This is a genomic window from Flavobacterium sp., assembly GCF_040382755.1.
Lineage (GTDB): Bacteria > Bacteroidota > Bacteroidia > Flavobacteriales > Flavobacteriaceae > Flavobacterium.
Map to the genome: position 1 here is coordinate 18,416 of NZ_JBEIET010000007.1, position 20,862 is coordinate 39,277.

The following is a 20,862-nucleotide window of genomic DNA, read 5'->3' on the forward strand; positions in this document are numbered from 1 at the left end:
TTATGGAAAAAATCAGCAAAATATTTGTTGTCTTAAGTTTGGTTATTTTTAATCAATATGGTTGGGCACAGATTCATTCAAACGACTTCAAAGAACCTTATGAAGATAAGAGCGGGAGACCATTAAAAGGTTCGGTAAAAACAATTGAAGTAGAAAAATATAGTGTGATTGACTATTTTGGTGAATTAAAGAAAGATTCAATTTACGAAGTAAGCATATTTAATCTTAATGATAAAAATTATCCATTAAATGCAAAATTTACAGATAATAAGGATGGTCTTGTAACAGCAGATTGGACATACTTAAATGATAAAACAAAAGATGTTAAAGTAGTAAAAAACGATGTTATTATTGAACACGTGAAGTTTGAATTTGATGATAAAGGAAATATTATTGAATGTAGTAGATTCAAAAAAGGTATTTTAGATAGAAAGGAAATCGCCGTTTATGATAATAACAAAGAGATTGAGTTTAAGAGGTATAATAACGAAGGAGTTATTGCCGAAAGAACTATTAGTAAATATGACTTAAAAGGAAGATTAATTGAATATGAGGGTTTTCACGATTGGGGTTATGAATCAAAATATATATACAATTATACTAATGGATTAAAAACACAAGTTTTATATTTTGATAGAGATACTTTAGATAGAAAAACAAGCTATATATACTATGAAACTGGTAAGCTAAAGGAGGAAATAGAGGAGAATGTAAAATATGGGTCTAAATATATTTCTTATTATAATTCAGTCGGAAATTTTACAGAAAGAATTTCAATAGATTCAGATGGAACAAAAGAAATACTTGATACCAATAAATATGATGCAAACAATAGAATAGTTTATGATAATGACGGGTATTGGAAAAAATATTTTGAATATAACAATAAAGGTAATTTGATTAAAGAAGAAATCCAATATAAAGGAAAGGATATAGAAATAAGTAAAAAAATCATTTTATATGAATATGACGATAAAGGTAATTGGATAAAATCTATTGAAAGTAATTTTTATGTTGGTAACCCAATTGAGAGTCCAAAAAAAATTATTACCGAAAGAAAGATTATTTATAGGTAGTTCTGTAATTTATATTACTTAAAATATATGTCCCCACTTTATGTGGGGATTTTTTTTGAAATATTTTCAATACCGATTTGACTCTTAATTTTTTTTCAATTATCCTTTTCATATAAAAAATTATAAAACAATAAAATTTATCAAATTATGGCAGTCATTACAAAAAAAGAATTAAACGATTGGAAAAAAACATTCAATTTAGGAGACAAGGTTAGGGTTATTGGTGAAAATCAATACAAAAATCAAGAAGGAATAATTACAAAAAAAACCTCGTTTGTTTTTGTAGAATTAAATGGATTAGTAATTGGTTTTAGAAGTGGTTTAGAAATAATAGAACCGGCAGTTAAAATCATTAAAAAGAGGGAGGTTTATCATAATAAATATAAAGTTGGGGATTGGATTAGAACACCTGATAAACTTAGTTTTTGTTTTCCAATTACAAGTGAAGTATGTAGAATTTATAGAGTTACCGATAAATCATATTGGGTAGAAATACCATTTCTAAAAAATTGCCCGCAAGGTATTTCATCAAGTAGTTATGCAGTCAGCCATTATAAAAATGTTAATGGAAAAATAAGTGAATCAATATATCAATGTGATGAAGATTGGACTATTCCATACGAATGTAATAAAGATGACTTTGAATTCTTAGAAATTAAAAATGCGTTTAGACCATCTAAACCTCTTATTTACGATTATGAGCATATTACTGAAAAAAATGAACAAGGATACGCATATAGTTATGTTTTGAGATAATAAAAGGGAACTTATAAGCATATTGTTATTAAATGGAGAATTATATATAAACCTAATAAGTAGCAATTTAATTACCGTCTCAAAAAAATAGTTTTCACACGCGCCGACATATTGACTTTTCGCTGTAAGTTAGCCTTATAGTAATCTAAAGTATATGTTTATAAAGGTTTTATTATTGTCACATAAAAAAAGTATGTGAACATAAAAATGAACAGTTAATGGAATTCAAAAAGGCAAAACAAATCCTAAATAAAAGCAGGGACAAAAAACTTACAGATGAGGAAATAATTGAAATTTTGAAGTTTATTGAAGTGCTCGTTGAGATATCGGTAAATAACTTTTTGAAGTTAAAAGATAAAATAAATGACAACAGTTAAATATGAATTTTACATCCCTACTTTTAGTGGGGATTTTTATTTTTAGGGTATACCTTTTTTTGTGATTTATCATCACTCTCTTATTTAGCGTTTATTTAGCATAATTCATAGCGCATATTCACAATTATAGCTTGTAATTAGCCTTAACCTTAAATTGTGAGATATGAAAGTCCTATATGTTAGAATAAGCACCGTAGAACAAAAAACAGACCGCCAAAGAGTAAATGAAAATAATTACCAACTTGTAATTGAGGACAAGTGTAGTGGTTCTATTGATTTATTTGAAAGACCAGGTGGAGAAAAAATATTAAATCTTATTTCGAAAGGAATGTTAACAGAGCTTCACGTTTGGGAAATTGATAGGCTCGGGAGAAATCTACTTACCATATTAAATAACATTAAATTTTTTAACGAAAAAAAAATCTGTATTCATTTCGTTTCTCAAGGTTTAAGAACTCTTCAACCCGATGGAACTGAAAACAATATTTCTAATATGGTAATTAGCATCTTAGGTATAGTCGCACAAATGGAAAAATCTATTGGGCGAGACAGACAATTGTCTGGGATAGCTCTTGCTAAACTTCAAAAAGGCAAGTATTTGGGACGTGCAAAAGGGACATCTGAAGATGTCTTAAAATTTTTATCAAAACCTAAGAATGCTAAGGCGATTGACTACATTAAAAAAGGATACAAAAATGTTGAAGTTGCTAAAATAGTAGGAGTTCATTTTAATACGGTTACTAAAATTAGAAAGGTTGCTAATCTGTGATGCTATTATGAATCTATCAGTACCATCATCAAGCGTAATAAATATTACAAATAGGTTATTGAATAAATTGGTGAGAAAGAGATTTGGAAATCACATTACCATTAGAGTTAACTCTATTCACTTTCTTAGTAATTGTTATATGGATAATGGTTTGTTTGTTCCGGAAATAAACCTAAAGACATCAAAAAGAATAAGTTTAGATGAACTAAAAAATATTGATATTTTCTTATTGAATCAATTAAATATGATATTAAAAATGACTTTAACAGACATTTATGTAAAAATCATAAATATCAGATTATTAGTCAAATAACCTCATTTGCTCATTTCATAAATTTAATCTACTTTTGTATTGTTATCACTCAAAAGTGATAATATTTTATTGGTAAAAAATTAGCGTTTGCTATATTTTCCGCTCTTGAAAGGTCGAAATTTCATTACGAAACGGGAAAGTATGTGTCACTCGCTCACGATATGGCGTGAGCAGTTCTATTACTTTGTTTCGTAGGTATTCGACCACCTCCAAGAGCATTTAATAGCAATTTGTCTCACGCTAGTTTATTATATTTAATTCTACGAGTGAGACATAGTAGGGCTAATGTTATAAATAATTAAAATGAATGTTAAAAAACTACTTCTTTTAATCATACAATTATCATTCTTGTTTTTATGTGGATGTTCAACAACTACTGATTCAATTGATAATACTAATACTATCAATAATTTATTACCTATAACACCCACCAATTTGACAGGAGCTTGGAATTCACAATCAATATGCAGTTTGAATTGGACAGATAATTCAAATAATGAGACAGGATTTAGAATTGAGCGCAAAATAGGGGCTGGTTCATATATAGAAATTGGAACAACTAATATAGATGAAAATTATTTTTATGATTATGGATTATTATTAAATACAACTTATACATATAGGGTTTGTTCCTTTAACAATACGGGAAATTCTCCAACATATTCAAATGAATTTGTTTTAACGACAACAAGTTTGCCAACTTTATCAACAACACCGGCAAATTTAATATCAACAACATCTGTAAAGTCAGGTGCTACTATCTTTGGGAATGGTGGTTCACCAATAACAGTAAGTGGAGTAATATGGAGTACAAGCCCAAACCCCTCTATTTCTCTTTCAACAAAAACAATTGACGGCACTGTTTCAGGTAATTTTATAAGTTCAATTACAGGACTTATTGGTAATACTACGTATTACATAAGAGCATATGCAACAAATGTCGGAGGTACTGCATATGGTAATGAGGAAAGTTTCACAACTAATCCAATTGTAACAGATTATGATGGAAATACATATGAAACAGTAAGTTTTGGTAATTGTCCTGAAGTAAAGACCTGGGGGATAAAGAACTTGAATGTATCTCATTATTCAGATGGAACTATTATACCTCAAGTTACAGACCCTGTCCAATGGGCAAACCTCACCACAGGAGCTTGGTGTTATTACAATAACGACCCCGCAAATGGTGCTATTTATGGCAAGTTGTATAATGGATATGCAGTTGCGGGAATATATAATTCGGCTTCATTAAACAATCCCGCATTACGAAAAAAATTAGCGCCAGTTGGATATCACATTATGTCTACATCGGATTATACTTGTCTTTTGGGTCAATTAGGGGGGTCTTCTGTTGCTGGAGGTAAAATGAAAGAAACGGGTACATCACATTGGAATCCTCCTAATACAGGTGCATTAAATTCTATAAATTTTAGTGGTTTGCCGGGAGGTTTTAGATATTTTACATTTGGCATTCCTCACAATTCTTTATTTTCTAGCATTAGAAACTACGCATATTTTTGGATATCAAATGCATATAGTTGTAGTGATAATACTTTTCCAAGTACTTTATGTGGGGGTTGTATTATTTTATACTATAATAATACTGTACTTAGTGAAGATGGTGTTTATTTGTTTAATGGAATGTCTGTTCGATTTGTGAAAGATTGATTATAATAAATAAACAACATACAACTATGACATTAAATTTATATTGTTAAACGTTCTCTCTTTGCCTCACCAAACAATTCAATATTTTGTTGTTGGGAAAAATAATGGTTTGATTTTACTTTATCTAATTCAACTATACATTGATAATCAATTTTCATAAATATGTAAGGGCAAATTTTCTTTACCCGTGATTTGAATTCCAACTCGTTGATTTTAATGTCAGTTGTCATAATGAAATTTAGAATCAAATTTTTTTCAGTTAAGATTGGTTGATATACGCCCGAAGGAATTATCTTTTTCCACCACAACCTATTATTTATTTGACCAATAATACTTGATTTGGAGTTTGATAGTCTTACATACAGGTCGTTTATATTGTTTAATCTCCTGAAGTATGTAGAGTTCTCAAAAGCTATTGATATAATGTACCAATGTTTATTATTTTCAAGGTTGTTTATGAATGACTTTATCTTGTATTGTCGCTTTTTCATTTATTATTAGTTGATTGTTTTAATGGGGATAGTCCTTTTGGGTAATAACACCCCCATTTTGGAAAAAAAGGTTATATTTTCATTGGGAAACCCAGCTAAAAAGGGGCATTATGGTACAATTAAATCTACTAAAATGCTAGTTTTGAAGCACTTTTTGCTAGTTCGTGATTGAGAAATGGGGTGATATTATTATTCTTATCAAACCTCACCAACTCTATTGGGAGACAAGGGATTTGGAAAAGTTCCTCTGTATTTACCAATTTCTCAAGTTCATCAATTCTTTTTGGAGTGAATTGTTTTAGGTTATCATAGAATATTTCACAAAAAGCCACCATCTGACTTGCATTTTTAATAAGAGTTTCACCCTCATCAACAACTTGATAAAAATGGACGGCAAGTTTAGGATATTTGGATTTTTTAGGGTAATATATTTCACCCTTTATAAAAGTAACTTTACCAATTAGTTTGGATTTATTTTCCTCAACCACTTTTTTAATACCATCTATTCTAAAATATTGCTGAATTGTTTGTTTGTCAGTCGGTGAAATTGTGACAACCCACGCTTTTAACCTGATAGGGAAAGATAATTTACTTTCGTCAATTTTTATGAGTTCTAACTTTCGGTGTAAGGTCTGACAATTCTTTGACATAGCCGGATAAGAACAAAAATCGTTAATTACTACATTTCCGTCATCATCTAAATTGATGTCAAATCCCAAATAAGATTCTAATTTTTTCATAACACTGTTTACATATAAGTATTTCTGACATCAGGAGAAGTTCATTTTTCTAAAAAAAAAATTCTAAAAATTTTCAAAGTGGTTTTTAATGCAATAAGTTAATGTCAACTTTTATAGGAAAGCGATATAAAGACTTCTATAACCCTTATTTATAGTATATACCCCGGGGGAACCCAGGGAGGATACCCGCTATTTCAATATCTGGCAGGGGCTAAGGAGGGAGTAATAAAAAAATATTAAAAAAAACTTGCACAAAATTATAATAGTCCGTAACATTGCAAAATTAAATCATATACAATTTGGAACCTATTAAAAATAAGTACGGACGTCCCCTAACATTTGATTATGCAAAGTTATACTCAGGATTAACTCGTTCTGAACTTAATGGTTTAATAGATTTAATTCAAAGTGATTTTAATTCATTTATTTCTTCTGAAATTGAAGTAACGATTCCTTCAACTAAAGAATTTATTAAGTTCTACGATTATTGGAAATCAAAAACAGAAGAATTGATATATAGAGACAATATTACTTATACACTTTCGGTGGTTAAGAATAGAGAGTCGTCACCAACTATATTAGCCAAAGTTAAATGGCATTATAAATTAAACGGGAAAGTGCCTAAATCAAAATATACAAGTGTTCATATTTGCTCTCTTAGCAAATATTTTAAGGATAGAGAAAGTGTTGACTTGAAGAACCCTACTTTAATTTATGAAGCTGAAAACAAGATATGGGAATACCTTAATAGAGTGTCACCAATAGAGTTAATGAAGATAACAGGAGAATTATACACCTTGTAATTTTTTTTTGCTTAAAAAACATATGATTTTTTAATCATATACAAAGTTCTTTGACGTACTGATAAATAATTTAAGAAGAGTTGGTCATCTCTAAAAGACCCGCAATACAAACTGCGTGAACAAACACGTTTCATACCTGTCGTAAAGGTTCAATTTTTTAATTATTAAAACTTGAACGTATGAAAAAAAATAATTTATCGCCTAATATATCTGTGGTGGCTCCACAGCAGTTAAAGAAAAATTATACTACACATTCAATGTATGTAGTACCAAACAATTATGAAGAGATTAGAGAGAACATTCGTGAGTTTGGATTACTTAATCCATTATTAGTAAATTTTGAGTATGAGATAATTTCAGGTAATCTCCGCCATCAAATTGCTTTAGAGTTGGGTCTTGATGAAGTTCCTGTAGTTTTTATCAATACTCCTGAAGAAATGAAGGGAATTTTAGCAGTTTCATCAAATCAATACAGAACTAAAACATTAGTTGATATAGTATTGGAACTTCGTTTTTATGATGAATACTATTCATTAAGAAGAGGTGAGAGAACTGACTTGAATCCTCAAATGAAACTGGTGAAAGATGAAAAGGATAATGCTTATAAGAAAATAGGTCAATATAAAATAAACAAGTTAAAATCTATTGAAAGTATTTTGAATAAAATATATAAGGAAGATTATAATGACGAGATTTTCTTCAAACAAATAGCAAAAGTAGATAGTGATAATATTACTCTTAACCAATTAGATAAAAATCTTCAAACCGAACTACTCAAGAAATGTAATGAGGATAATAACTCTATAAAATATGAATTTATTACCGAAAATGTTTCAATTTTCAATAAAGACAGTATTGATATGTCAGAGTTAAATGATGGAATTATACAAACACACATCACAAGTCCACCATTTTTTCAAATGTTTGATTACGGCACTGGAAAAGACCAAAATGGACAAGAAAAAAGTGTAAAGGAGTACATAGAAAATTTAATGAAAAATTTTGATGAAGCAAAACGTGTGTTAAAAGAAGATGGGTCATTGTTTGTTAATATCAATGATTGTGTTATTGATGGAGAATATCAAAGTGTTCCGGAAATTTTTTTGTTAGAAATGAAGAATAGAGGGTGGATATATATAGATTGTTATTATTGGTTAAAATCAAATCCGAGATATACTCACGGAAAAAGAAGTGTAAGAAATTTTGAACCAATATATCACTTTGTAAAATCAAAAGAATATTACTTCTCTCAAGATTGGTTATTATCATATAAGGACATTGAAAATAGAATTTCATTGAGTAAATCAGGATATAAACCAAAATTAACATCAGGATTTGATTATAGAGACAATGTATTATCAATGAGTAGTTCAGACACAAAAAAATTAAGAGATAAGTGCAAAAAAGAAAACCTGCCAATGGAAAATTCCTGCACTTTCCCTTTAATACTTCCAATGATGTTCGTTTTATCAACTTCAAAACCGGGAGATTTAGTATTAGATATGTTCAATGGAACAGGGACTACCGCTGAAAGTTGTGTTTTGTCAGACAGAAAATACGTGGGTTATGAAGTTAACCCACTATTTGTCAAAGCTTCTGAAATAAGATTGTCTGAATATGAATTAGATAATGTTGCGTAAACTAAAAAGAAATAATATGAAAAATATAAATATACCAAATCGTTATATGAACGTGGACCAATTATCTGAGTATCTCAAAATCTCAAAGTCAAATATCTACAAAAGAACTACAAACGGTTCTATACCTGTAATAAAAATGAATAAAAGAGTAATCTTTGATAGAGAAGAAATTGACCGATGGATGTCTAACGGGTGTGAATCTTATTATGAAATTCCACAATTAAAAGTAGCATAATTTATGGCGACATTCACATTATTATTAGATACTCGTTCAAAATTAAAAGGTGGAAAGTATAATCTTTCCATTAGAGTAATAAATGGTAAAGAGCAGATTTACTTAAATCTTGCTAAAATGACTGAAGAGCAATATACCCGAATATTTGTAAAAAAAGCAATGGATGCCAGTAGTATTGAGTTTAGAAAAAAATGTAATGAGAACTTAACTAAAAGTGAAAAATTATTTAATGATATAAAACCTTTTAATAAACATAAGTTCCGAATACTTTTTTTTCAAAAAGAGTTGGAAAAACCGGATTCATTATTGTTAGGTGATTTATTTGATAGGTTCGTAACAAATTATTCAACCTTGAAAATAACAAGTCAAAAACACTACAAATACACAAAGTTATTGTTTGAAAAATATTCTCCCAATGCCTCTATTCTTGATGTAGATTTATCATTTATCAATCAATTTGTTAAAGAAAGAAATGATGAAGGTGTAAGTCAAAGCACAATTGAATCTAACTTAAGAAACTTAAGAAGGATTATCAATTATTTTATTAGTGAAGAACCAATTATTCCAAGTTTTTATCAATATCCGTTTGGGAAAAGAGGATATAGTATTCAAAATTTATATCCTTCAAAGTTGGTATTAACTAACGATGAAATCAAATCAGTAATAAATTTGAAAGATTTTGATTCTACAAAGGAAGAATACGCAAGAGATATTTGGATTTTTTTGTATCGGTGTAATGGTATAAATTTTGCAGATTTACTCCGTATGAAGTGGTCGGACATACGTGGTGGATGTCTTGAGTTTTATAGAAAAAAAACAGAGACAACAAGAAAGACAAATAGAAAAAAAATAATGGTCCCGCTTACAAATGACCTTAAGTCAATAATAGAGAAAGTTGGAGTTAAAGACAGTCCCTTTATTCTCGGTAAATTAAATGATGGTTATACCGAAAAAATGTTTGACAATAAAAACCATAAATTAAAAGGTCAGATAAATGCTCAATTAGAAATCATCACTCAAAAATTAAAATTATCAGTCCCGCTAAGAACCAAAACTGCTCGTGACTCCTACGCTACAACTCTAAACCGAGCCGGCGTATCTAAAGACAGAATTGGAGAAATGATGGGTCATTCTAATTCAATTGTAACGGAACATTATTTAGCGAGTCTTGATAGAGAAACAGTTTTTGAAGTAAATAAACACCTTTTATAAGGTGTTTATTTGTATTAGCCACACTTAAAAATGATGACCTTATTTTTAAGCAAGATTTTAAGCAAGATTTATTGAAAAAAGAGGTGAATAAATGATAAATAAAAGAATCTTGAAATCAGTTAAAATCTTGAAAGTCAGTGATAACAAGCGGTTCAAAGTTTAATTAGAACAACTCATAATCAGGTGGTCCCTGGTTCGAGCCCAGGTGGGACCACAACAAAACCCTTGTAAGTATCAGTATTTACAAGGGTTTCTTATTAAAAAGTTGAGCAAAAAGTTGAGCAAAACCGAATGCTCAACTTTTTTTATTAAAATTATCAATTTTAAATTTACATTAAAAGCATAAAAAAAATCGCCTATAGTAGGCGATTTTTTTATTAAATATTTATTTTACCAATTAATTTTTGATAAACATTTTTGTTCCTTGTCCTTGTGCTGTTACTACTTTAATTAGGTATGAAGCACTTGGCAATTGCTCAACTGAAAATTGAGTAGTAGTAATAGTTAAGACTTTTTGACCTAAGCTATTGTATACTTCACCTGAAATAAGTTCATTACCATCATTTAATTTTATGTTCAATAAATTAGTTGTTGGATTAGGGAAAAGCATAATTTGATTGTCTATACTAAAGTTATTTACGGCTAAATTAGTCCCTAATATCGCTCTGTTTGATTTAATTTCAGTAATTGTATTTGTATTTCTTCCTGTTGATGTATTACAACTACTTACGCCAACTGCTACATAATATTCATAAGAATTTTGTGCTACATTAGCCGTTGGGTCGTTATATGTAGTTGAACTTGACGAAATAGTTGCAATCTGTTGAAAAACACCTTGATTAATTTTTCTATAAATAATATAACTAGGTATAGTAGTTCCTATATATGGTGTCCAATTTAAATTGACAGAATTATTAACCGAGGTATTACTTTGAAGTAATATCGTTTTATGTAAAGTTGAACTTGAAGAAGTGTTTCCACAATTGTCTAGTAATCGTACTTTATATCTATATTCTTGAGACATATTATTTGACATGTCATCTAAAAATGAATTTTGATTTGGCAAAATAGTACCTATTGAAGTATAAACATTAGAAACGCTACTTTCCTTCAAAATTTCATAGAAAGCCGTATTGTAATTTCCTTGATTGTTCAAATAAATTCTATTTTTAGTCACTTGTGTTTCATCACTTGAAACATAACAAATACTCAAATCAGCATATTGCGGAATAAGTGCAATGGTAAAACTTTGTGTGTAAGTGAAAAAAGAATCTGTAATTGAAACAGTGTAGGTACCAGAAGGTAAATTTGTTAGATTTTGATTATTTACTTGCGCAGTTGGTATTACGCCCCCATTGGTTGCGGTCCAACTATACGTTGGTGTACCCATAATTTGATTAACTGTATTAATTGTAATGGTTCCATTACCCGCGCTTCCTGCACAATATGAATCTGTTTTTGTATGCGTAATACTAATGTCATTTACATTAACTATGTTAATTGTGAATACTTTTTCATGTGAAACCGCATTAGCATCTGTTACTTTTACTCTTATTGAAAGCGTTTGATTTGTTTCGAAATCAAAGGCTACCGTATTCAAAAGATTTGTTCCATTAATAGTAAAACTAGAGTTATTTGTGTCACCAAGTCCACTAACTAATTGATAGGTATGCGTATCAGTTGGTAAATCTAAATCTATTACTGAAAATTGTCCGATAGTGCTTGATGAAATATTTTCATTTAAAGAGAAGTTAGACACTAAAATATCGGTTGGCCCATTATCATTTACTGGAACCACAGTAATGTTTACAGTAGTAATATTACTGTCTAACAAGCCATCGTTTACTTTGTAAGTAAAACTATCTGTTATAGTTTCTGTACCATTGTGAGTATATGAAAACGTCCCGTTACTATTTAGTGTTAACGTTCCATTTGTTGGTGCAGTAACTACACTTGCTGTTAGCGTGTTGTTTTCTGCATCAGTATCGTTGTTTAAAACAGATGTTTGGCTATTTGATAATAGTGTTACTGTTGCCCCTTCGTTTACTGAAATAGAATCATTATTACCTAGAGGCGCATCATTTACGGGAGTAACAGTTATCGATACAGTGGCAATATTACTATTTAAAACCCCATCATATGCTTTGTAAGTAAAACTATCAGTTGTAGTTTCAGATCCGTTATGCGTATACGAGAAAGTACCATTAGTATTTAGTGTTACTGAACCATTTGTTGGTTGTGTTACAATAGTTGTAGTAAGTGAAACATTGTCAACATCAGTATCATTATTTGTTAAAGTTGTTGCGTTATTTGTTACTGTTGTTATTGTTGCCCCTTCATTTACTAATATACTATCGTCTAAGGCTACTGGAGCATCGTTAATTGGGTTTATAGTAATAGTAAAAGAAATGGTTTTACTATTAATTCCGCCATTTGTTGTTGTTCCATTATCTAATACAGTAATTGTAATGTTTGCTGTTCCAAAAGCATTTGGAGTTGGAGTAAACACTAAAGTTCCTGTTGTAGCGCTTGCACTATGGTTAATAGCGAAATTAGAAAACAACGCCGCATTTGAATTGGTATGCGATACTGTTACTGTTTGAGTAGCAAACAAGTCACCATCTGCAATACCAGATAAATTAATAGTTTGTTGTGCAGCATCTTCATCAATTGTCACATTTGCAACTTGGTTTATTCTTGGTGGTGCATTAGAACGCGTATCTAAACTGTTTTCATATGCTCCTAAATCAGGAAAAGATAAAGTAGGACGAGGATTATTATCTATATCGTCAATAACATTAGATAAAGCACCTCCATATCCAATTGCTGGAGAATAATTTTTTAATGTGTAATCATTATTTACTACATTATTAAAATAAATATCATCAATAGAAGAAATAGTTGTAAACACCGAACCAGGTTGTGTATTTGGATTTGCATCGATTAATACCTTGCTTAATAATGGTACTGTTCCATTAAAATATGGTGCTGTGTTTGAATTATTTCTAACTATAATTGAATTGTAAATTTTTGGAAATTGCGATGGAGCAGCATTATTAATTGCATTTGCATTAATAATTGTACAATTAAAAAATCTTGACAATTTATCATCTGTACTGTAACCTGCATCATGAAAAGATACTTGCCCTGTATTATTAAATACACAATTAATTGCATCATAATATCCATAATAAGTAGCTATTCCACCACCAATTTCAAACCAACATTTTTCTATAGAAGAAAACGCACCCATTTGAAGACTCATAGCTGTTTGAGGTAAATCTGGTGTATCAGTAGTGAACTTAAAACCTTTAATAGAAGTTAATATTGGATTCCATGCGTCACTATTAAATATGGTTAAAATTGTTTGTTGATTTAATGCTTTAAGGATTGTTTGTTGGTAGCCATTAGTTGACCTAATAGCAATAGCTTTATTTAAACTTAATGTCTCTGTATACGTTCCTGGTTTAACTAATATCTGGTCACCGGTAATTGCATAATTAATTGCCGCTTGTATTGTTGCAAAAGGAGCTGTTTCTAAACCAACACTTCCTGTGTTATTTCCGTTGGTGGCAACATAAATAGTTGTATTATGTTGTGTTGTCGCAAAACTATTTTCATACACACCTAAATCTGGGTTTGAACCCGCTGGATTTGGTCTAATATTACCTTCAATATCAGTTATTGGAGCTGAATAATTAAACGTACTAATAGTGTTTACCGCAGCCCCAAAACCAATTGCAGGTGAATAATCAGATAGTTTATAATTATGTTGCGCTTCATTCACAAACATTGGATTAGATGAAATATTATTTGTATACGTCAACCAAATAGGTGAAATATTTCCTAAAATACTACTTTGCCCATCCTTAATTAAGGATTTGGATATTTTTAAATTCCCTTGATTGGTAATGATATGATTAGTTCCTATGATAGAATTAAAAATTCCTGATTGACCCGTAAGTGCAAGTTTTGGTGTTGTTTGGTCAGCCACATTATTATTTACTATAGTACAATTTAATAAAACTAAATCTTTTCCTTGAATAACGTTTCCGCCACTATTTGAAACATTATTATAAATTAATGTGTTTTCTATTGGTAAATTGGAATCTTGATCGCCATGAATATATATTGCGCTCGCAGCTGTAGTAGTTGTGTTATTATATATTTTACAATTTTTAATTTTTAATGAAGCTGTAGCACCTGTTAGTGAATAGATTGCGCCTCCTGTATTCTCTTTTATTGTAGTATTTTCAATTAGTACTGGAGCATTTGCATTAACTACACGAATTCCTGCAGTTTTTGGCCAACTGTTACCGCAATTATTGTTTTTTATAATCACGTTTTTTAATTCAGGTGAAGCTGTGTTTGTATCGATCCCAGCTGCCCATTCATTAGTAGCGGTTAATCCATTTTGAACCGTAAATCCAATTAATTTTGCAGCGTTTGTTTCGTTATTATGAAACCTAACTACAGGCAAACCATTTGCATCACCATCAATAATGGTATTGGTAATGTCTGCTTCATTTTGTGAAGTACTAAATAATGAAGTAACCGTTATGTTTTTTCCATTATACATAATATTCTCTGTGTAAGTACCATTCCCTACTTGAACAATTTCCCCAGAAACTGACGCATTAATAGCGGTTTGAATAGCATTCATAGGTGAATTTGCTGAACCAAAACCGGTAATTGTACCTGTTGTAGCTACATACCAAGTATTAGAAGGAGTAGCGCTCACTTCTAAAAAAGTAGTACTTTCTTGATTCAAATTATTTACTGCACTAATTCTATAGTAATAAGTAGTGCCGTTTTGTAAACCAGTTTCAGTATATGAATTAGTGGTTATAGTACTCGCTGAGGTAAATGTAATATTATCTGTAGATTTATATACTTTATATCCAGTAACGTTGTTAGAGGTGCTCGGTGTAAAATCTATTTTTACTTTTCTTGGCGCTACATATGAGGTGGTTAACGTTGGTGGAACTGGAGCCGCTGAATAAGTATCTCCTATAATCGTCCATCCTTTATTGTTGATTAAATTGTTTCTTGCTGTTTGATTGCTATAAAGTAAATCGTTAGATCGTAAAGTATTATTTAATAAACCTAAAGTATCAAATCTTGACAATAGAGCATCATAATTTTGAATATTCATTTGTGAATATTCAGCAAAACTATAATTGAAAATTGTAAGTATAACGTTAGAGCTAAATTGCCAACTACTTAAATTTTGGTTAAAAGCAGATTGTCTAAACATTCCACCCATATTTGTTACATTACCAACATTCCAATTTGTCAATGGTTGATTAAATGCTTGAGTATTGAAAAACATTCTTTCCATATTAGTAACATTACTTACATTCCAACTATTAAGAGGTTGGTTGAAAGTGGTGTTTGTATCAAACATCCATTTCATATTAGTTACGTTGCTCACATTCCAATTTCCAATTGGTCTATTGAAAGTAGTGTTTTGAAACATATTACTCATATTAGTAACATTACTTACATTCCAATTGTTTATGGGTTGATTGAAAGGAGAATATCCAAACATCGAAGACATATTACTAACATTACTAACATTCCAATTATTTAAAAGTTGATTAAAATTTGACCATTCAAACATCGAAGACATATTAGTAACATTACTTACGTTCCAATTATCAATCGGCTTATTAAAAGATGAATTTTGAAACATACCTGACATATTAGTAACACTACTAACATTCCAATTGCTAATATCTGAATTAAAATTAGATGCTCCGCGAAACATAAGAGTCATATTGACTACATTACTTACATCCCAATTCCCAATAGGTTGGTTAAAAGTTGAACCAAAAAACATATATTGCATATTAGTTACATTACTAACATTCCAAGAACCAATTGATTGATTAAACGAAGTACTTTCAAACAAACTATCCATATTAGTGACATTACTAACGTTCCAAGATCCAATAGGTTGGTTAAAGACGGCAGCTCCTTCAAACAAACTACCCATATTAGTAACATTACTAACGTTCCAAGATCCAATAGGTTGGTTAAATGAGGTAGTGTAATAAAACATCGAACTCATATTAGTAACACTGCTTGTATCCCAAGTACTAATATTTCCATTAAAACTTTGGTTATTTTGAAACAACCCGCTCATATCCGTTATTCCACTTGTACAAGTGGTAGCCGCGTTTTGAGGAGTAATTTGTACTCTAGTTCTTTTGGTGTAAGTAACGCCGTTTACATCTCCGGTTTCTCCAACTGCCGCGTTAGGACAAAGACACGTTACTCCATTGGTATGTAAGGTAAAATTTGGGTTTTGTTGTGCATTAATTAATGAACTAAAAGAAAGTAATCCAATAAATAATAAGGTGTAAATATTTTTCATATTTGTTTTTTTATTAATAAATACAAAGGTAATTTATTTTTTTTAAAACAAACTAAAAAACTTAAAATCAATACGTTAAATACAATTATTCCTCTTGTAAAAGCCTTATTTTACAAGGTTTTCTCAAAATTTATTTCATTAGGCTATTACCCTCTTAATTCATACATTCTGGCAATGTACTTTCCTACCACATCAAATTCCAAATTTACTTTTGTTCCAATTTCAAAAGTATGAAAAATAGTATGTTCGTAGGTATACGGAATAATAGCCACGCTAAAGCTGTTTTTAGCTGAATTTACAACTGTTAAGCTGGTTCCGTTTACTGTTATAGAGCCTTTTTCGATAGTAATATTATTTAAAGCCGTGTCGTATTCAAATGTAAATTCCCAGCTACCACTTTTTTCTTGAATACTTGTACAAACTGCGGTTTGGTCTACATGGCCTTGTACAATATGTCCGTCAAGTCTATCGCCTAATTTCATGGCTCTTTCAATGTTTACTTTTTCGCCAATTTTCCATAAACCTAAAGTGGTTTTATTAATTGTTTCTTGAATGGCCGTAACTACGTGTTTGTTGTCAAAAATTTCTACAACGGTTAAACAAACACCATTATGTGACACACTTTGGTCAATTTTTAACTCATTCGTAATATTTGTTTGAATTGTTAAGTGTACATTTCCCTGATCTTTTTTGATATCTGAAATTATTCCGATAGATTCTATGATTCCTGTAAACATATGACGGTTTATTTTTATAAATTTGCATCAAAATTAAGAAATAAAAATGGTAAAACATTCGGAAAATATAATTGTTGGTGTTTCGATTGGAGACATGAACGGCATTGGACCAGAAGTAATATTAAAAACATTTGAAGATACCCGAATGTTAGACATCTGCACACCAGTGATTTTTGCCAATGCTAAAATTGTTTCTTTTTTAAAAAGAAACTACAATTTAACTGCATTCATTCAAGGTATAGATAAATTAGACCAAATTGTTTTGGGTAAAATTAATGTACTAAATGTTTGGCGCGAAGGTGTTAATTTAGAAAACGGCAAATTGGATGAAGAAATTGGCAAATATGCCATAAAATCGTTTCAAGCGGCTACAACAGCTTTAAAAAACAACCAAATTGATGTGTTGGTCACAGCACCAATAAATAAATACAACATTCAAGCGGAAGATTATAAATTTGCCGGCCATACTGATTATTTAAACGAACAATTAGAAGGTGAAGCACTAATGTTTATGGTTCATGAAGACATAAAAGTAGGATTAATTACCGACCATATTCCCATTGCAGAATTGTCAAAACATATTAATACTACATTAATTGAGAAAAAAATCAACACTATTAATCATAGTTTAATTGCCGATTTCAAAATAAACAAACCAAAAATTGCGGTGTTAGGACTAAATCCACATAGCGGCGATAATGGTGTAATTGGCAAAGAAGATGATGAAATTGTGAAACCAAGTTTAGAAAAAATATTTAAAAGTGGCATACAAGTTTTTGGTCCGTTTTCAGCAGATAGTTTTTTTGGTTCTAACCAATATAAAAATTACGATGCGGTAGTTGCGATGTATCACGACCAAGGATTAATTCCTTTTAAAACCCTATCATTTGGTGAAGGTGTAAATTTTACTGCGGGTTTAAACAAAGTAAGAACTTCGCCAGATCACGGAACAGGTTTTGATATTGCAGGAAAAAATATAGCCAACGAAAGCTCTTTTAGAGAAGCCGTTTACAGCGCTATAGATATCTATAAAAACCGTATGGAATATAATGAGCTTACTCACAATCCTTTGAAAAAAGGAACAGGAAAAGTTTAATTTAAAAAAAAGCAAAGAAAATTATTGTAATTCCAATATTTTTGTATCTTTGCACACCCTTATAAAAAGGGAAAAACTGATGTTATGGATATATTAAAAGAATTTTTAATCCCATTTTCAGGATTAAAACTGGGTAAACACCAGTTTGAATTTCAAGTAAACAATACGTTCTTTACTCATTTTGGCTATGATGAATTTAACGATTCTAACATCAAAATGAATGTAGTATTAGAGAAAAAAAGCAACATGCTTGAGCTCAATTTTTCGCACAAAGGAATTATAAATGTTCCTTGCGATTTAACAAATGAAGATTTTGATTTACCTATTAAAGGAAAAATGAAACTCATAGTTAGATTTGGCGAAGAATTTAATGATGACAATGATGAATTTATCATTTTGCCTCATGATGAATTTCAAGTAAACGTAGCACAATATTGTTATGAAATGATGGTTTTATCGGTTCCAACCAAAAGAATACACACCGGAATAAAAGATGGAACTTTACAATCAGAAGCATTACAAAATTTGGAAAAATTTTCTCCAAAAGAAACAAAAGCACAAGAGATTAAAGAAATAGACCCAAGATGGGAAGGTTTAAAAAAACTATTAACGGATAAAAAATAGAGTAAAATGGCACATCCTAAACGTAGACAGTCATCGACTAGAAGAGACAAAAGAAGAACACACTACAAAGCATCTGCACAACAAATTGCAACTTGCGTAGTAACCGGTGAAGCTCACTTATATCACAGAGCATACTGGCATGAAGGTAAAATGTATTACAGAGGTCAAGTTGTTATCGACAAGACTGAAGCAATGTTATAATTTCACTAAAATTAATGAGAAACTCTCACTTGCGTGAGGGTTTTTTTTATTTTAATGAAAATTATCTAATTGTATTTTTAGAAAATTCCGAAATAATTCGTAATTTTCGCCTCTTTACGCACATAAAGTTGCAAAGAAAATTATTTATTTATGAAATCGTTATAAACACTGTGTGCTTCGAAAGAAAATCACAAAGAAATAGCGACACATATGTTACCAAAAAAAATAACATTAAAAACATATGAATAAAATTACTGCCGCAATTACTGCAATTGGCTCGTATGTACCAGAATATGTATTATCAAATCAGGTTCTAGAAACTTTGGTTGATACCAATGATGAATGGATTACATCAAGAACCGGAATAAAAGAAAGAAGGCTTTTAAAATTAGATGGTGAAGGAACCTCTTACCTTGCCATAAAAGCTGCTCAAAACCTACTAGAAAAAGCAAAACTAGACCCGAAAGAAATTGACTTGGTTATCATGGCAACTACCACACCCGATTTGCCTGTAGCAGCAACTGGAGTATATGTAGCCTCACAAATTGGCGCAACTAATGCCTTTGCTTATGACTTGCAAGCCGCTTGTTCAAGTTTTCTTTTTGGTATGTCAACTGCTTCAGCCTACATTCAATCTGGAAAATATAAAAAAGTATTACTTATAGGTGCCGATAAAATGTCGTCTATAATTGATTATACCGACCGTGCCACCTGTATTATTTTTGGTGATGGCGCCGGTGCTGCCTTGTTTGAGCCAAATTATGAAGGATTAGGATTACAAGACGAAATTTTAAAATCGGATGGAATTGGAAGAGAGTTTTTAAAAATTGAAGCTGGTGGTTCTATTTTGCCTCCTTCTGAAGATACCATAAAAAACAAACAACATTTTGTTTTTCAAGATGGAAAAACCGTTTTCAAACATGCCGTATCAGGAATGGCTGATGTAAGTGAAAAAATTATGGAACGCAATAACTTATCGCACGATGATGTGAATTGGTTAATTGCGCATCAAGCAAATAAAAGAATTATTGACGCCACTGCAAGCAGAATGAATGTGGATGAATCTAAAGTGTTAGTCAATATTCACCGTTATGGAAATACTACTTCTGCTACATTGCCTTTACTTTTAGCAGATTTTGAAGATAAATTTAAAAAAGGAGATAATTTAATTTTTGCAGCATTTGGAGGTGGATTCACTTGGGGATCTATCTACTTAAAATGGGCATATTAATAAAAACAAACTATAACTAAAACAACTTAATTATGGATTTAAAAGAAATTCAAAACCTAATCAAATTTGTATCTAATTCTGGAGTAGCAGAAGTAAAATTAGAAACGGGCGATGTAAAAATTACTATTAGAACTACTCTTGAAGGTAATTCTCCAGATATTACTTATGTGCAACAAGCACCAATGCAACAAGCTATTCAAGCTGCTACGCCTGTTGCTGCCGTAAGTGCACCTGCTGCTGCACCAGCGGTAGAAGCTGCTGAAGACAATTCTAAATACATTACAATTAAGTCGCCAATGATTGGTACATTGTACAGAAAACCAGCTCCAGATAAACCAATGTTTGTTGAAGTTGGAAGTACTATTAGCAAAGGCGATGTAGTTTGTGTGGTTGAAGCCATGAAATTATTCAACGAAATTGAATCTGAAATTTCAGGTAAAATCGTAAAAGTATTAGTTGACGATTCTTCACCAGTTGAATTTGACCAACCTTTATTTTTAGTTGATCCATCATA

The 20,862-nt window shown here is 30.6% G+C and carries 16 protein-coding genes; 13 read left to right on the plus strand and 3 right to left on the minus strand.

The genetic code is table 11. The features are described 5' to 3' along the window. Positions 1 to 2: 2 nt before the first annotated feature. From ABWO04_RS01585 to ABWO04_RS01600, 4 genes are all read left to right on the plus strand, one after another. Positions 3 to 1,076 (plus strand): hypothetical protein, encoded by a 1,074-nt coding sequence (locus ABWO04_RS01585; protein WP_353076717.1) that lies wholly within the window; start codon positions 3 to 5, stop codon positions 1,074 to 1,076. Positions 1,077 to 1,223: 147 nt separating this feature from the next. Next, the gene (locus tag ABWO04_RS01590; protein ID WP_353076719.1) at positions 1,224 to 1,832 is read left to right on the plus strand and encodes a hypothetical protein; all 609 of its coding nucleotides are present in this window, start codon (positions 1,224 to 1,226) and stop codon (positions 1,830 to 1,832) included. A 540-nt stretch (positions 1,833 to 2,372) separates the two neighbouring features. Beyond that, positions 2,373 to 2,978, plus strand: a complete 606-nt coding sequence (locus tag ABWO04_RS01595) for a recombinase family protein (RefSeq protein ID WP_353076721.1) — start codon at positions 2,373 to 2,375, stop codon at positions 2,976 to 2,978. Between the two features lie 616 nt (positions 2,979 to 3,594). Continuing rightward, a complete protein-coding gene (locus ABWO04_RS01600; protein WP_353076723.1) occupies positions 3,595 to 4,959 on the plus strand; it encodes an FISUMP domain-containing protein in 1,365 nt (454 codons plus the stop codon). 619 nt (positions 4,960 to 5,578) lie between these two features. Here the strand turns inward: ABWO04_RS01600 and ABWO04_RS01605 are convergent. Beyond that, on the minus strand, positions 5,579 to 6,190 hold the full coding sequence (locus ABWO04_RS01605; RefSeq protein ID WP_353076725.1) for a hypothetical protein: 612 nt from the start codon (positions 6,188 to 6,190) through the stop codon (positions 5,579 to 5,581). A gap of 299 nt (positions 6,191 to 6,489) precedes the next feature. Between ABWO04_RS01605 and ABWO04_RS01610 the strand changes: the two genes are divergently transcribed. The 4 genes from ABWO04_RS01610 (at position 6,490) to ABWO04_RS01625 (ending at position 10,080) form a co-directional block, all read left to right on the plus strand. After that, positions 6,490 to 6,993, plus strand: coding sequence for a hypothetical protein (locus ABWO04_RS01610; RefSeq protein ID WP_353076726.1), 504 nt, complete (start codon positions 6,490 to 6,492; stop codon positions 6,991 to 6,993). Positions 6,994 to 7,172: 179 nt separating this feature from the next. Next, positions 7,173 to 8,633, plus strand: a complete 1,461-nt coding sequence (locus ABWO04_RS01615; protein WP_353076728.1) for a DNA modification methylase — start codon at positions 7,173 to 7,175, stop codon at positions 8,631 to 8,633. 46 nt (positions 8,634 to 8,679) lie between these two features. Continuing rightward, on the plus strand, positions 8,680 to 8,868 hold the full coding sequence (locus ABWO04_RS01620) for a helix-turn-helix domain-containing protein (protein WP_353076730.1): 189 nt from the start codon (positions 8,680 to 8,682) through the stop codon (positions 8,866 to 8,868). A gap of 3 nt (positions 8,869 to 8,871) precedes the next feature. Further along, a complete protein-coding gene (locus ABWO04_RS01625; RefSeq protein WP_353076731.1) occupies positions 8,872 to 10,080 on the plus strand; it encodes a tyrosine-type recombinase/integrase in 1,209 nt (402 codons plus the stop codon). 397 nt (positions 10,081 to 10,477) lie between these two features. On the opposite strand, the gene ABWO04_RS01630 is transcribed toward ABWO04_RS01625, so the two are convergent. Beyond that, complete coding sequence (locus ABWO04_RS01630) at positions 10,478 to 16,459, minus strand: BspA family leucine-rich repeat surface protein (protein WP_353076733.1); 5,982 nt, start codon at positions 16,457 to 16,459, stop codon at positions 10,478 to 10,480. Positions 16,460 to 16,605: 146 nt separating this feature from the next. Continuing rightward, a complete protein-coding gene (locus tag ABWO04_RS01635) occupies positions 16,606 to 17,196 on the minus strand; it encodes a riboflavin synthase (protein WP_353076734.1) in 591 nt (196 codons plus the stop codon). Between the two features lie 46 nt (positions 17,197 to 17,242). On the opposite strand from ABWO04_RS01635, the gene pdxA reads away from it, so the two are divergent. From pdxA to accB, 5 genes are all read left to right on the plus strand, one after another. Continuing rightward, entirely contained in the window at positions 17,243 to 18,292 is a 1,050-nt protein-coding gene (gene pdxA, locus ABWO04_RS01640) for a 4-hydroxythreonine-4-phosphate dehydrogenase PdxA (RefSeq protein ID WP_353076736.1), read from the plus strand. Between the two features lie 84 nt (positions 18,293 to 18,376). Then, positions 18,377 to 18,916, plus strand: a complete 540-nt coding sequence (locus ABWO04_RS01645) for a YceD family protein (RefSeq protein ID WP_291241641.1) — start codon at positions 18,377 to 18,379, stop codon at positions 18,914 to 18,916. Between the two features lie 6 nt (positions 18,917 to 18,922). Continuing rightward, positions 18,923 to 19,117, plus strand: a complete 195-nt coding sequence (gene rpmF / locus ABWO04_RS01650; protein ID WP_166075583.1) for a 50S ribosomal protein L32 — start codon at positions 18,923 to 18,925, stop codon at positions 19,115 to 19,117. 241 nt (positions 19,118 to 19,358) lie between these two features. Then, positions 19,359 to 20,348, plus strand: a complete 990-nt coding sequence (locus ABWO04_RS01655; RefSeq protein ID WP_353076738.1) for a beta-ketoacyl-ACP synthase III — start codon at positions 19,359 to 19,361, stop codon at positions 20,346 to 20,348. A 32-nt stretch (positions 20,349 to 20,380) separates the two neighbouring features. Then, on the plus strand, positions 20,381 to 20,862 hold a 482-nt coding region (gene accB, locus ABWO04_RS01660; RefSeq protein ID WP_353076740.1), incomplete at its 3' end, for an acetyl-CoA carboxylase biotin carboxyl carrier protein.

What these genes read in the sequence shown, in the direction of transcription:
- ABWO04_RS01585 (WP_353076717.1), top strand. Translation starts at nt 3, where the DNA reads ATGGAAAAAATCAGCAAAATATTTGTTGTCTTAAGTTTGGTTATTTTT.
- ABWO04_RS01590 (WP_353076719.1), top strand. Translation starts at nt 1,224, where the DNA reads ATGGCAGTCATTACAAAAAAAGAATTAAACGATTGGAAAAAAACATTC.
- ABWO04_RS01595 (WP_353076721.1), top strand. Translation starts at nt 2,373, where the DNA reads ATGAAAGTCCTATATGTTAGAATAAGCACCGTAGAACAAAAAACAGAC.
- ABWO04_RS01600 (WP_353076723.1), top strand. Translation starts at nt 3,595, where the DNA reads ATGAATGTTAAAAAACTACTTCTTTTAATCATACAATTATCATTCTTG.
- ABWO04_RS01605 (WP_353076725.1), bottom strand. Translation starts at nt 6,190, where the DNA reads ATGAAAAAATTAGAATCTTATTTGGGATTTGACATCAATTTAGATGAT.
- ABWO04_RS01615 (WP_353076728.1), top strand. Translation starts at nt 7,173, where the DNA reads ATGAAAAAAAATAATTTATCGCCTAATATATCTGTGGTGGCTCCACAG.
- ABWO04_RS01620 (WP_353076730.1), top strand. Translation starts at nt 8,680, where the DNA reads ATGAACGTGGACCAATTATCTGAGTATCTCAAAATCTCAAAGTCAAAT.
- ABWO04_RS01625 (WP_353076731.1), top strand. Translation starts at nt 8,872, where the DNA reads ATGGCGACATTCACATTATTATTAGATACTCGTTCAAAATTAAAAGGT.
- ABWO04_RS01630 (WP_353076733.1), bottom strand. Translation starts at nt 16,459, where the DNA reads ATGAAAAATATTTACACCTTATTATTTATTGGATTACTTTCTTTTAGT.
- ABWO04_RS01635 (WP_353076734.1), bottom strand. Translation starts at nt 17,196, where the DNA reads ATGTTTACAGGAATCATAGAATCTATCGGAATAATTTCAGATATCAAA.
- pdxA (WP_353076736.1), top strand. Translation starts at nt 17,243, where the DNA reads ATGGTAAAACATTCGGAAAATATAATTGTTGGTGTTTCGATTGGAGAC.
- ABWO04_RS01645 (WP_291241641.1), top strand. Translation starts at nt 18,377, where the DNA reads ATGGATATATTAAAAGAATTTTTAATCCCATTTTCAGGATTAAAACTG.
- rpmF (WP_166075583.1), top strand. Translation starts at nt 18,923, where the DNA reads ATGGCACATCCTAAACGTAGACAGTCATCGACTAGAAGAGACAAAAGA.
- ABWO04_RS01655 (WP_353076738.1), top strand. Translation starts at nt 19,359, where the DNA reads ATGAATAAAATTACTGCCGCAATTACTGCAATTGGCTCGTATGTACCA.